Origin of the sequence: Phytohabitans aurantiacus, from assembly GCF_027923225.1 — a bacterium.
In the GTDB taxonomy this organism is placed as follows: Bacteria; Actinomycetota; Actinomycetes; order Mycobacteriales; family Micromonosporaceae; genus Phytohabitans; species Phytohabitans aurantiacus.
Window position 1 is genome coordinate 93,998 of record NZ_BSDI01000020.1, and the last position, 11,822, is coordinate 105,819.

Below are 11,822 nucleotides of genomic sequence, written 5' to 3' on the forward strand. Positions count from 1 at the left end.
CCCTTAACGGGGAAATTACGGACAGCGAACTACCTGTCCGGCGTAGGTGAGGCCGCCGCCGAAGCCGAAGAGCAGTACCGGCGCGCCCGAAGGCACCTCCCGGCGCTCGACGAGCTTCGACAGGGCGAGCGGCACGCTGGCGGCCGAGGTGTTTCCCGACTCGACGATGTCCTTGGCGATCACCGCGTTCGGGATGTTGAGCCGCTTGACGATGCCGTCGATGATCCGGGTGTTGGCCTGGTGCGGTACGAAGGCGGCGATGTCGGTGGACGCGACGCCCGCGCGCTCGCACGCCTGGAGCGCGAGGGGCGCCAGCGCGGTCGTGGCCCAGCGGAAGACCGCCTGGCCCTCCTGGTAGATGTACGGGCGCCAGCCTTCGATCTTCAGCACGTCGCCGCGGTCCGGTGCGGAGCCCCAGACGACCGGGCCGATGCCCGGCTCCTCGCCGTCGGCGGTCGCGGTGAGCACCGCCGCGCCGGCCGCGTCGCCGAACAGCACGCAGGTGGAGCGGTCGGTCCAGTCGGTCACGTCGGAGAGCTTCTCGGAGCCGATCACGATGGCGTTACGCGACGAGCCGGCCCGGATGGCGTGGTCGGCGGTCGCGAGCGCGTACGAGAAGCCGGAGCACGCGGTGTTGACGTCCATCGCGGCTGGTGCGGCGATGCCCAGCCGGTGCGCGACCCGCGCGGCGGTGTTGGGGCAGCGGTCGATCGCCGAGCAGGTCGCCACGACCACCATGTCGATGTCGGCGGCGGTCAGCCCGGAGGCGGCCAGCGCCTTGCCGGCGGCCGAGGTGGCCATGTCGGCCACGCTCTCGGTGTCGGCGACGCGGCGGGTCGCGATGCCGACCCGGTCGCGGATCCACTCGTCGTTGGTGTCGACGATCGCGGCCAGGTCGTCGTTGGTGACCAGTCTGGAGGGCTGGTAGTGACCCAGCGAGACGATGCGCGAGCCGGCCATTACAAATGTCCTCCGATGCGAGCGAGGGGTTGGCCCGGTGCGACCGGGTCGTCGTGGTGGGCGAGCCACTCGGTCAGCACGCCCGTGTTGTGGGCGGCGACCTCGTTGGCGCCTTGCCGGGTCACGACGTGGCCGATCACCTGGCCGGCGCTGACGTCGTCGCCTTCGGCGAGCCCCGCCGCCGGCTCGAAGGTGCCCGCGCTGCCCGCCACCACTACCCGGAACTGCGGTGTCGGCTCGTGGCTGGGCGCGACGCCGTGCCGCGCGATCAGGTCGCGCGCCGCGGCGAGGTCGTCGGGCGTGTTGAGGGTGACGATCTCGGGAGCGCCGGTGGCCTTCAGCTCGCGTTTCACAAGTCCGGCGAGGGTACCGGCCGGAGGCAGTTCGATCACCGCGGTGACGCCGAGGTCGGCGAGGGTACTCATGCACAGGTCCCACCGCACCGGTGCGGTGACCTGCCGGACGAGCCGCTGCACGAGCTCGCGGCCGTGGTTGACGGCGGAACCGTCCAGGTTCGACAGGATGATCTTGGTGGGGTCGCCCGGCGTGATGCCGGCGGCGACCGCCGCGAGCGCCTTCTCGGCCGGGGCCATGTACGGCGTGTGGAACGCGCCGGCGACCTGCAGCGCGCGCACCCGGGCACCGCCCGGCGGCTCGGCGGCCAGCTTCTCCAGCCTGTCGAGCGCGCCCGCGGCGACGATCTGGCCGGTGCCATTGCGGCTGGCCGGGTGCAGCCCGTGCGCCTCGATGCCGGCGACCACCTCGCCGGCGTCGCCGCCCAGCAGGGCTGACATGCCCGTCGGCGTCACCGCGCAAGCGGCTGCCATCTCGCGCCCGCGTACGCCGGCGAGGGTGACCGCGGCCTCGGGGGTCAGTACCCCGCCGAGCGAGGCCGCGCCCAGCTCACCGACGCTGTGGCCGGCGACCACCGAGACGTCGTACATCGGCAGGTGCTCGGCGGCGAGGAGTGCGGCCGCGACAAGCAGCGGCTGCGTGCGTGCGGTGTCCTTGATCTCGTCGGCGTCCGCCTGGGTGCCGAGGTGCACCAGGTCTACGCCGGCCAGCGCCGACCACCAGCGGAGCCGGGCCTCGGCACCCGGCAGCTCCAGCCAAGGGGTGAGGAAACCGGGCTTCTGGGCACCCTGACCGGGCGACAGTACGGCGAGCACGTGTAAAACTCTGCTTGATACCGGTGGGTCTGGTGTGTGCTGACAGGCACCAATCCGCACTAGCGGCTTTGTGGAGACCCTACAAAGATCGCAGCTCGCGCCCTAAGGATCGTTCAGCGTGTGGTGGAGGTCACCGGCGTACTGGGCCTGTCCAGGCGACCGATCGTCAACGCTACCCGCAGCGCGAAGGCGTCTCGAGGGGTCAACGGCGACAGACCTGTGACGTCGGCGATGCGCTTCAACCGGTACCGGATGGTGTTCGGATGGACGAAGAGCGACCGCGCCGCGGCCTCCAGCACCCCGCCGGCCGCGAAAAAGCTGTCGAGCGTGTCGAGCAGCTCGCCGCCGGCGCGCACGAGGCCACCGTAGACGTCCTGCCGGAGCTCGCGGCGAGCCTCGACGTCGCCCGCCAGCACCCGCTCCGGTAGCAGCGCGGCGGCGGCGACCGGTCGCGGCGCGGTCGGCCACGCCGGCGCGGCGCGGAAGCCGGCGAGCGCCGCGCGGGCCGACTCGGTGGCCTCGTCGAGGCTCGGCACCGCCGGGCCGACCACGACCGGCCCGGCGCCGAACCCGGCGAGCAGCTTTTCGGTGGCGTTCACGGGGTCGGTGGCGCCGCCGAGCACGATCACCAGACGGTCGCCATGCACCCCGCCGATGATTTCCACGCCGATCCGCCTCGCCGCGCGGTACACGGTGTGCAGGACCGCCGCGACCTCGCCGCCCGGCGACCGCCCGACCGCCACGGCGACCGGCGGCGCGTCCGCCCAGCCCAGCGCCGCGGCCCGGCTCGCCAGCACGTCGGAGGAGTCGCCGCGCAGCAGCGCGTCGACCAGCAGCGCCTGCAACCGCGCGTCCCAGGCGCCGCGCGACTCGGCGGCCCGCGCGTACACGCGCGCGGCCGAGAAAGCGACCTCGCGCGAAAACTTCAGAACGGCCTCGCGCAGGGCGCGCTCTTCGCCGGGAGCGGCAAGATGCGGTACTTGTTCCTCCGCCACGTCGATCGTGACCTTGATGAGGGCCACGGTCTGCTGGAGTGAGATCGACCGGGCGAGCGCGCGCGGCGCCGCCTCGAAAATCTCGTCCGAGATGTCCTGGCTGCCCACCTGCGTGTCGCGGCGCAGCCACTCGACCAGCGACCGCACACCCGCCTGCGCCACCAGCATGACCCACGCGCGCTGGTCAGCGGGCAACTCCCGGAACCAGGGCAGCGTCTCGTCCATGCGAGACACGCTCGCGGTGGCGAGCGCGCCCGCGGAACGCTCGATCCGGCGCAGCGTCGCTTTCAGCTCGCCGTCCTCGCTGGTAGCCACGGGTCCAGCGTCGCACGTCCGGCGACGTGCCACTATTGCCGGGATGATCGCCCGTCCGCCGCTCGTCGTGCCGCTGGCCGCTCTGGCCGGCTTCGTGGTCCTGATGGCGCTCGTGGTCGCCGACTGGGCACCCATCGAACGCTTCGATCTGTCCTTGAGCGGCGACTTCCGGACCTACGGCGCCTCGAACCCGGATCTGATCTCGTTCGTGCGAACGGCGACCGATGTCGCGGCGACCCTGCCGTTCCTGGCGTACGGGGCCGCGGCCACCCTGTACTTCGCGGTGACCCGGCAGCGGGCGTCGGCGGTGTTCTGCGCGCTGGTGACGGCGGCGATCCCGCTGCTGTGGGGCATCATGCACTGGGCCCTGCACCGGCCACGCCCGCTGGACGGGTTCGTGTTCGTCGACAGCAACGGGTTTCCGAGCGGGCACACGTCGCACGCGGCGGCGGCTGGCCTGGCGGCGGTACTCCTGCTGTGGCACCGCCTGGGGCGCCTGGCCCGCACGGTGGTGTTGTCGGCGGCGCTGGTCTTCGCGCTGCTGGTGGGTGCGACCCGCGTAGTCCTCCTGGCCCACTGGCCGACGGACGTACTGGGCGCCTACCTCTTGGCCCTGGCAGTAGTCCCGCTGCTAGCCCGCACCATCCCGCGCCATCCCGCGCCCTGATCACGGCGGGGGTGGGGGGAAGGACAGGTCCTGAGCGAGGATTGCGGCTTGGACGCGGCTGCGTAGCGCCAGCTTCGCCAGGATGCGGCTTACGTGGGTTTTTGTCGTGGACTCGGCCATCGCCAGGCGGTCGGCGATCTCCTGGTTGGACAGGCCCAGGCCGAGGCAGGCCAGTACCTCGCGCTCGCGCGGCGTCAGCTCGTCCACCGCCGCTCGCAACGCCGCCGGGGTCGCGGGCGCGGCTGCCGCGAACGCGCCGATCAGCCGGCGGGTCACCCCGGGCGCGATGATGCCGTCGCCGCGCGCCACCGTGCGGACCGCGGTGATCAGGCCGTCGGCGTCGGTGTCCTTGAGCAGGAATCCGGCGGCGCCCGCCCGCAGCGCGCCGAACACATACTCGTCGAGGTCGAACGTGGTGAGCACCAGTACGTCGGCCAGGTCCTGGGCGACGATCTCCCGGGTGGCGGAGATGCCATCGAGCCGGGGCATCCGCACGTCGAGCAGGGCGACGTCGGGGCGCAGCCGCTCACAGAGGGTCACCGCCTCCTCGCCGTCGGCGGCCTGCCCGACGACCGCCACGTCGGGCGCGCCGTCGAGGATCAGTACCAGCCCGGCCCGTACCGCGTCCTGGTCGTCGGCCACCACCACGCGAATCATGCGGGCAGCTCCGCGTGTACTCGCCAGAGCTTGCCGTGGACGCCGGCGTCGAGCCGGCCGCCCAGGAGGGCCGCGCGCTCCCGCATGCCGATCAGCCCGGCACCCGCGCCCGGTGCGGCGGGCGCGGAGTTGACCGGGTTCTCCACCGTCAGCAGCACCATGCCGGCCGCGTACCCCACCTCGATGCCGGCCTCTCCGGTGCCGTGCTTGAGCGCGTTCGTAAGCGACTCCTGCACGATCCGGTACGCGGCCAGGTCGACGCTGACCGGAAGGGACCGGGGTTCCCCGACGGTCTCCAGGCGCACCGTCAAACCCGCGCCGCGGGCCCGAGCGACCAGCCGGTCGACCTCGCTGAGCCGGGCTCTGGTGAGGGCGTCAGGGTTGGCTTCCTCGCGCAACAGTTCGATCATTTGGCGCATCTCGGCCAGGCCCTGCACGCTGTTCTCCCGGATGACGCGTAGTGCTTGATCAACGGCGCCGCCGCCGGCATCGCCCGAACGCTCTCGGATCGAGATCGCGGCCGTGGCGTGGATCGCGACCGCGCTCAGGTGGTTGGCGATGACGTCGTGGAGTTCCCGGGCCATGCGGGTCCGCTCGGCGGCGACCGCCTGCTGCCGGTCCAGCTCGACGAGGCGGGCGGTCTGCTCGGCGCGGGTGCGTTCGGCGGTCGCCTGGTCCCGGTACTGCCGGACACTGATCCCGGTGACCGCCGGCAGTACGACGCCGAGCGCCGGCACGATGCCGAGGGCCAGCCCGCGCCAGGAGCTGAACAGGGCGATACCGGCGACCGCGCCCACGGCGGTGAGCACGATGCCGGCGGCGATGATCCGCCGCCACAGCCGGGCCGGGCCGTACACGCACGCGTCGTAGATCACCTGGGAGTACACGAGGAGCGTGGGGAGCGACCCGCCGAGGATCAGGTCGCCGGCGACCGCCACCGTGCCGATGGCGAGACCGGTGCGGGTGGCGATCCGGCGCAGTACCAGGGCCGCGCTCGCCAGCGCGAGCGGCGCGACGAAGACGGCGACCGGGACGCCGGTGGTGCTGTCGAACGGGTGGGTGACCCCGACGGCGAGCATGACGAGGCCGCCGACGAAGGACACGCCGGCGATCGCGAGATCGCGGCGCATGGTCCCGCGTTCCAGTCCGAGCCGTGCCACCGTTCGATCACATCACACGGCTACGCCGCCGGCCTCCGCCTGTGTGTCGAGGTGTAAGGAGCGGAAGTCCGTCGAAGGATGTAGTCCAACGACCGGTTTGTCATGTTCTCACTGTGTCGTCACTGTGGGCCACGTTATTTCGAAGGTGGCCGGATGAGTGATGTCATAGGGGCCGGGGAGGCTGGCGTAGGCCGAAACCGCCAGTAAGGAGGCCGAGATGGCGCACGGGGAGGCCGAGCACGGCGTCGATGGTGAGCAGCATTACGTGTTGGGGAGCCACGATCCGCCCGGCCGGCAGATGCGTTGGGTGTGCGGTGCCGGTCCACACGCCGTGGGCGGCCCGGTCGAAGCCGTAGACGAGCCGCCGGCACCCGCCGACGACACGGATGACGACGACGGCGGCCGCACGCTGCCCAAGCGGGGCGTACCACCAGCCTGCCGCACGCGGTGGGAAGGCTGGGCGGGCGCCCACCCACACCTCGCCGTCCGGCCGCGGCGCCGGGGCATGCGCCGGGAGCGCCCCCCACGGCGCTGGTGCTGAGCCTACACAACCGTGGTTACCCTACGTAACCGCTGGTTTAGCCGCGCGCGGGCGGGCCGCCGCTCGCACCGCCGCCACACCTGCCACCGGCATCGCCGCCAGTGCGAGCCACACCAGCGCTCCACCGGTGTCGAGCAGGGCTCCGCTCGCCGCGCTGCCGGCGAGTACCACCGCTCCGGAGATCGACGACAGCGCGCCCGTGTACAGGCCGAGGTGCGCGTCCTCCACGAGGTCCGGCAGCCAGGCGCGGATGACCGGTACCGCCAGCATCTGCCCCACGGTCAGCAGAGCGACCAGCGCCGCCATCGAGAGCATCCGGGAGGGCACGGCCGCGCCGGCCGCGAAACCCGCCGCGATGGTCAGCAGGCCGGCCGACACCGCGGTGCGCGGCGCCAGGCGCCGCGACGCCCATCGCGTCAGCGGCAGCTGCGCGACGATCACCAGCGCCGAGGAGAAGGCGAAGAGCATCGCGACGGCCGTCGGAGAGTCCAGCCGCGCCGGTACCGCCAGGTAGAGCTGGTTGTACGCCAGCAGGTACGTGCTGAAGGCGAGACTGAGCGCGAGGAAGCGCCGGTTTCGGACGAGCAGCCGCAGTCCGTCAAGGGTGTGCCGGTGGCCGGCCGCATGCGGTGCGCCGGGCGTGCGTCGCGGCATGAGCCAGGCGTGTCCGCACAGGATCGCCACGAAGATGGCGGCTCCCGCGAGGCAGGCCGCGCGGAAGTCCACGAGGAGCAGGAGCGCGCCCAGCAGCGGGCCGGTGAAGGCGCCGACCTGTCCGGCGACCGCGAGGACCGCCAGCACCTCGGTACGCGGGCGCCCCGTCTCCCGCTCGTGCCGCACCGCCTGGCGAGCCACCTCGGACTCGACGGCCGGTGAGAAGAGGGCCGCGGCGACGCCGATCAGCAGTACGGCGCCGATGACCGCCGGTGTGCTGCCCGCGTACGCCAATGATGCGAAGCCGGCCGCGCGCAGCGCGCACCCCACGAGTACGACGGGGCGGGCGCCGAACCGGTCGGTCAGCGCGCCACCGACCACGAAGAGCCCCTGCTGGCTGAACGTGCGCAGGCCCAGCACGAGCCCCACCAGCCACCCGGCCAGGCCCAGCTCGTCGCCGAGGTGACCGGCCAGGTACGGCAGTACCGCGAAGAACCCGACGTTGAACGCGAGCTGGGTACCGATGAGCAGGCGCAGCAGCGGGCTCACCGGCGTACCCCCGCCAGCGACACGGCCAGTACGCCGAGGAGCGCCAGCGCGCTCGCCGGGGCGGCCACGGTCCAGGGCGCGCGTTCGGCGTACGCCTGGCTCTCCGCGAGGAGCTGGCCCCACTCCGGTGCGGGCGGCGCGGCGCCGAGGCCGAGGAACCCGAGCGCGGCGAGTGCGAGCGCGATCGCCGGGATGCGCAGTAAGGCGTGCCGCAGTACCGGTGGCAGCACGGCGGGCAGGATGTGCCGGCGCAGCACGTGCCACTTGCCGGCGCCGAGAGCCGCGGCGGCGACGAGATGCGTGCCGGCACGCTCCTGTTCGGACAGTGCGGCCGTGTGTGCGGCGAGCGCCGCCCAGCCGACCAGGGTCACCGCGAGCGCCGCGCCGACCGTGCCGCGCCCGACCGCGCCGGCGACCAGAAGTCCCGCCACCACCGCCGGTATCGCGTTCAGCACCTCGACGGCGCCGGCCGACACCCGCGGCAGCAGTCCCGCGAGCACGCCGACGACAAGCGTGGCGGCCGTGACGGCGAGCGCGGCGGCGAGCGTGCGCAGCGCGCCGTGCCCCAGCCGGGCGAGGATGTCCCGGCCCACGCTGTCGGTCCCCAGTGGATGGTGCCAGGACGGCGCCGACAGCCGGGCTGCCGTGTCGACCTGCCACGGGTCGCGCAGCAGTCCGAGCCCGATCACCACGGCCAGTACCGCGAGCAGCGCGACCGGCACCGCGGCGGCCACGCGACCGGTGGCGAGGACGGGCGGGTGCAGCGGCGGTAGCGCGCGGGCGCGCAGGGCCGGGCCGAGCAGCGCGCGCCGGGCGGCACGGGCGAACAGGCCGGTGGCCGCGCCGAGCAGTACGAGCGCGAGCGTGGCCGCCTGGAGCGCCGGCAGGTCCTGTGCGACAGCGGCCTGGAGGGCGTACCGCCCGAGACCGGGGATGGCGAACAGGCTCTCCACCGCCACCGCGCCACCGGTCAGGCCGACGGTGACGAGAGCGAGCTGGGGGAGCAGCGCGGGCACGCAACGGCGCAGGGCGTGCCGGGCTATCACGCGGGGCGGCAGGCCGGCGGCGGTGGCGGCGCGCGCCCACGGCTCCGCGAAGGCGGCCGGGAGCGCGTCGTCGAGCAGCCGGCCGAGCAGCGCGCCCGCCGGTACGCCCAGCGCCAGCGACGGCAGCACCATCGACTGTGGACCGTCCCACCCGTACGCTGGCGTCCAGTCGAGGCGTACCGCCACGATCGTGACGAGCGCGGACGCCAGCAGGAACTCGGGCAGCGCGGCGAGCAAGGCGCCGGCTGTGCCGGAACGGGTGCGGCACAGCCGGCGACGTGATCCTAAATGGAGGGTACGGAGGCACAGCGCACCGGCCACCGGAACAGCCACGGCGAGCGCGCCGGCCATGAGCGTGACCGAGACGCCGAGCGCGGCGACGAGATCCGGCAGCACCGGGGTACCCGAGATCCAGGACGTGCCGGCGTCACCGCGCAGCAGTCCGGCGAGCCACCGCCCCAGCAGCGGCAGCGGCCCGCCGTCCGTGCCGATCTCGCGCCGGATCGCGTCCAGCACCTCGGGGGTCGGCTCCTGCTCGGCTGAGCGGGTGCGCAGTACCGTCAAAGCCGGATCCGTCTGGGCGAGCCACGGCAGCGCGCCGACCGCCGCGACGATGGCCGCCGCTGAGGCGGCCCGACCAGCGAGCGTCAGCACTAGCGTCGGTGGGTACCGGCACCGACGAGGGTGCGCTCGCGGGCGTCGGGCAGTACGCCGGTCACGCCCGGCGCCACGCCCTGCACGACCCGCTCGTGCAGCAGCGGTACGGCGGCGTCGGTGGCGAGGACGGCGGCTTCCGCACGCATGATCGCCGCTTGGCGGCGCGCGCTGTCGCCGGTCGCCCCGGCCTCGGCGACCACCCGGTCCACCGCCGGATCGCAGAGCTGGGCGATGTTGTAGCTGCCCTCGCACGTGAAGTCGCTGGCGAGGTACGAGACCGGGTCGCCCGTGTCGAGTGCGGTCGAGCGCGACAGGATCACCGCGTCGAAGGTGCCCGCGAGCGCGTCGGCCTCCAGTCGGGAGTACTCGCGCACCTCTTGGCGGACCGCGAAGCCCGCGTCTTCCAACTGGCGCTGGACCACGGTGGCGATCTCGGGTAGTTCGGGCCGGTTGGTGTACGTGGCGAGCACCACCGGTCGCCCGGTGACCGTGCCGGGCGCGCGGCGCTCCGGGGTGACGCGCTGCCGTGCCGCCCACGGCAGCGCCGGCCCGAACAGGCCCTGTGCGGCGTCGGCGCGGCTCTCGTAGACGCCGTCGACGATCGGCCGGGGCCGTACCGCGGCCCGCGCCGCCGCCCGTGCCGCCGGGTCGGCGAAGGTGCCCTTGGCGGTGTTGAGAAGCAGGTTCACGGTGCGCGTGGTGGGCACCTCGTGCAGGGCGGCACGGTCGAGCACGGCGGTCTGCGCGATCGGGATCGTGTCGACCACGTCGACGGCGCCGGTGCGCAGCGCGTTGGCCCTCGTCGTGCCGTCGCTGACGAACTCCACGTCGAGGCCGGCGGCGCGGGCGGCCTCACCCCAGTACCCGTCGAACCGCTCGGCGGTGACGCCCTGCGCGCCGCGCACCTCGGTGAGGACGAACGGGCCGGTCGCCGTGCGGACCGGGTTCGGCTGCCCGCCGGTGTACGCGGACGGTGCGAGGACGCCGAGCGCCGGGCTGGACATCCGCTGCGGTAGCAGCGGGTCGGCGATGTCGGTGCTGACCGCCACGGTGTCCGGGCCGGCGGCGGTCGCGGTGAGGGTGAGCCCGGTCAGCACGCGCAGGCGGGGCGTGGCCGCGTTCGCGCGGCGCAGGGCGTCCGACACGGCGGCGGCGGTGACCGCGGTGCCGTCGTGAAACCTCGCCTCGCGCAGCGTGAACAGCCACGTCCGGTCGTCCGTGCGGCGCCACTCGGTGGCGAGGGCGGGCCGCGCGGCACCGTTCTCGTCGAGCCGGGTCAGGCCCTCGATGACGCCGAGCTGGCTCAGCCGCACCGCGTCGTCGCCGTGCGGCGACATGCCGCGCGTGGGCGGGAACGTGAGCGCGACGCGGAGGCGCGCGTCACCGGGCGCGGCGGCTGCCTCGTCGCCACCGCCGGCGAAGCAGCCGGCGAGCAGGAGTGGCGTGGCCAGGAGCAGGCTGAGTCGTCGCATAGCTTCGGGACGCTACATGAAAACCGTTGTCATCTCCACGTGTGCGCTGTTCATCACATGATCAAGGCGCCCTTCAGTGCGAAGGGCGCCTTGATCGACGAGGGGTTGGGCGCGACCTTGGAGGGGTAGGTCGCGCCCACGGGCGCGGCCCCGGAGGGGGGTGGGGCGCGCCCTAGCGGGTGCGGCGGCGGACCAGCAGCGCGATGCCGGCCAGGCCCAGGGTGATGACGACCACGACGGCGCCGTTCAACAGGAGCATCTGGCGCAGATCGGTCAGCAGCGCGTCGATGTCGCGGCCCGGATTGAGGGTGTTGTCGTCGAACACCCGCTCGCCGCCGCCAACGCCGCCGCCGTGCAGCGAGTCGGCCTGCTCGGGCAGCGGCACGCCGGCCGCGCGCAGCGTCTCCGACATGGTGAGGCGGCCGTAGAACCAGGCCGCCGTCGTCTTGAGCTTCTTGTCGGGCTGCTTGGCCGGCCGGAACGCGCGGGGCCCGCCGCTGGCGAGCGGGTACAGGTCGTACGTCTGCTTGGCGGCCTCGCCGACGAGCACGGTCACCGTGTACTTGGGGCCGAGCTTGTCGGGCTTCGGTGAGCTCGTCTGGCCCTTGCCCTGAAGCCAGCTCACCTGGCTCAGCACGGCGGTGAAGAGCTCGGGCTTCTCGGCCGCCTGGACGGTGATCGGCTGGGCCAGCCCCTCACCGGTGATCGTGACCGCACTGGGGGTGTTGGCCGGTGCCGCCGAGGCGGGCGACGCGAGCAGCTGCGGCGCCGCGACCACCGCCAGCAGCGCTCCGCTTAGCAACCACCGCCGGCTCACCCGTGCGCCCATGCCCATCCTCCCGCCCGTTTGACGGATGGTCCCGCGCTTCGGTCCCCGAAATCACATCCGCGTACTCAAAAGACTCCGCTGAACCGCGAGCGGTTGCATCTGGAGACAACGTTTTTGCAACTATGTGCGAGCCAGGACCGATTAAAACCAA

The 11,822-nt window shown here is 73.3% G+C and carries 11 protein-coding genes; 2 read left to right on the forward strand and 9 right to left on the reverse strand.

Going from position 1 to position 11,822, the window contains the following annotated elements:
- Positions 1 to 15: 15 nt before the first annotated feature.
- The 3 genes from QMG73_RS21805 to QMG73_RS21815 form a co-directional block, all read right to left on the reverse strand.
- Entirely contained in the window at positions 16 to 960 is a 945-nt protein-coding gene (locus QMG73_RS21805; RefSeq protein WP_281898467.1) for a beta-ketoacyl-ACP synthase III, read from the reverse strand.
- Entirely contained in the window at positions 960 to 2,129 is a 1,170-nt protein-coding gene (locus QMG73_RS21810) for an acyltransferase domain-containing protein (protein WP_281898469.1), read from the reverse strand. The genes QMG73_RS21805 and QMG73_RS21810 overlap by 1 nt, the downstream gene beginning before the upstream one ends.
- 113 nt (positions 2,130 to 2,242) lie before the next feature.
- On the reverse strand, positions 2,243 to 3,574 hold the full coding sequence (locus QMG73_RS21815; protein WP_407676841.1) for a PucR family transcriptional regulator: 1,332 nt from the start codon (positions 3,572 to 3,574) through the stop codon (positions 2,243 to 2,245).
- On the opposite strand from QMG73_RS21815, the gene QMG73_RS21820 reads away from it, so the two are divergent.
- Entirely contained in the window at positions 3,483 to 4,106 is a 624-nt protein-coding gene (locus QMG73_RS21820) for a phosphatase PAP2 family protein (RefSeq protein ID WP_281898472.1), read from the forward strand. The two genes, QMG73_RS21815 and QMG73_RS21820, sit on opposite strands and share 92 nt — an antisense overlap.
- Here the strand turns inward: QMG73_RS21820 and QMG73_RS21825 are convergent, their stop codons facing one another.
- Both QMG73_RS21825 and QMG73_RS21830 read right to left on the reverse strand, forming a co-directional pair.
- Entirely contained in the window at positions 4,107 to 4,763 is a 657-nt protein-coding gene (locus QMG73_RS21825) for a response regulator (RefSeq protein WP_281898474.1), read from the reverse strand.
- A complete protein-coding gene (locus QMG73_RS21830) occupies positions 4,760 to 5,923 on the reverse strand; it encodes a sensor histidine kinase (RefSeq protein ID WP_281898476.1) in 1,164 nt (387 codons plus the stop codon). Before QMG73_RS21830 ends, QMG73_RS21825 begins: the two co-directional genes overlap by 4 nt.
- A 217-nt stretch (positions 5,924 to 6,140) precedes the next feature.
- Here QMG73_RS21830 and QMG73_RS21835 point away from each other — a divergent pair, with 217 nt between their 5' ends.
- A complete protein-coding gene (locus QMG73_RS21835) occupies positions 6,141 to 6,464 on the forward strand; it encodes a hypothetical protein (RefSeq protein ID WP_281898477.1) in 324 nt (107 codons plus the stop codon).
- A 21-nt stretch (positions 6,465 to 6,485) separates the two neighbouring features.
- Here QMG73_RS21835 and QMG73_RS21840 read toward each other — a convergent pair whose 3' ends face one another.
- The 4 genes from QMG73_RS21840 to QMG73_RS21855 form a co-directional block, all read right to left on the reverse strand.
- Positions 6,486 to 7,667, reverse strand: a complete 1,182-nt coding sequence (locus tag QMG73_RS21840; protein ID WP_281898479.1) for an MFS transporter — start codon at positions 7,665 to 7,667, stop codon at positions 6,486 to 6,488.
- Positions 7,664 to 9,367 (reverse strand): ABC transporter permease subunit, encoded by a 1,704-nt coding sequence (locus QMG73_RS21845; protein WP_281898481.1) that lies wholly within the window; start codon positions 9,365 to 9,367, stop codon positions 7,664 to 7,666. The genes QMG73_RS21840 and QMG73_RS21845 overlap by 4 nt, the downstream gene beginning before the upstream one ends.
- The gene (locus QMG73_RS21850) at positions 9,367 to 10,842 is read right to left on the reverse strand and encodes an ABC transporter substrate-binding protein (protein ID WP_281898484.1); all 1,476 of its coding nucleotides are present in this window, start codon (positions 10,840 to 10,842) and stop codon (positions 9,367 to 9,369) included. Before QMG73_RS21850 ends, QMG73_RS21845 begins: the two co-directional genes overlap by 1 nt.
- 172 nt (positions 10,843 to 11,014) lie before the next feature.
- Entirely contained in the window at positions 11,015 to 11,671 is a 657-nt protein-coding gene (locus tag QMG73_RS21855; RefSeq protein ID WP_281898486.1) for a hypothetical protein, read from the reverse strand.
- Positions 11,672 to 11,822: the final 151 nt, after the last annotated feature.

What these genes read in the sequence shown, in the direction of transcription:
- QMG73_RS21805 (WP_281898467.1), bottom strand. Translation starts at nt 960, where the DNA reads ATGGCCGGCTCGCGCATCGTCTCGCTGGGTCACTACCAGCCCTCCAGA.
- QMG73_RS21820 (WP_281898472.1), top strand. Translation starts at nt 3,483, where the DNA reads ATGATCGCCCGTCCGCCGCTCGTCGTGCCGCTGGCCGCTCTGGCCGGC.
- QMG73_RS21815 (WP_407676841.1), bottom strand. Translation starts at nt 3,574, where the DNA reads ATGGGTGCCCAGTCGGCGACCACGAGCGCCATCAGGACCACGAAGCCG.
- QMG73_RS21825 (WP_281898474.1), bottom strand. Translation starts at nt 4,763, where the DNA reads ATGATTCGCGTGGTGGTGGCCGACGACCAGGACGCGGTACGGGCCGGG.
- QMG73_RS21835 (WP_281898477.1), top strand. Translation starts at nt 6,141, where the DNA reads ATGGCGCACGGGGAGGCCGAGCACGGCGTCGATGGTGAGCAGCATTAC.
- QMG73_RS21850 (WP_281898484.1), bottom strand. Translation starts at nt 10,842, where the DNA reads ATGCGACGACTCAGCCTGCTCCTGGCCACGCCACTCCTGCTCGCCGGC.
- QMG73_RS21855 (WP_281898486.1), bottom strand. Translation starts at nt 11,671, where the DNA reads ATGGGCGCACGGGTGAGCCGGCGGTGGTTGCTAAGCGGAGCGCTGCTG.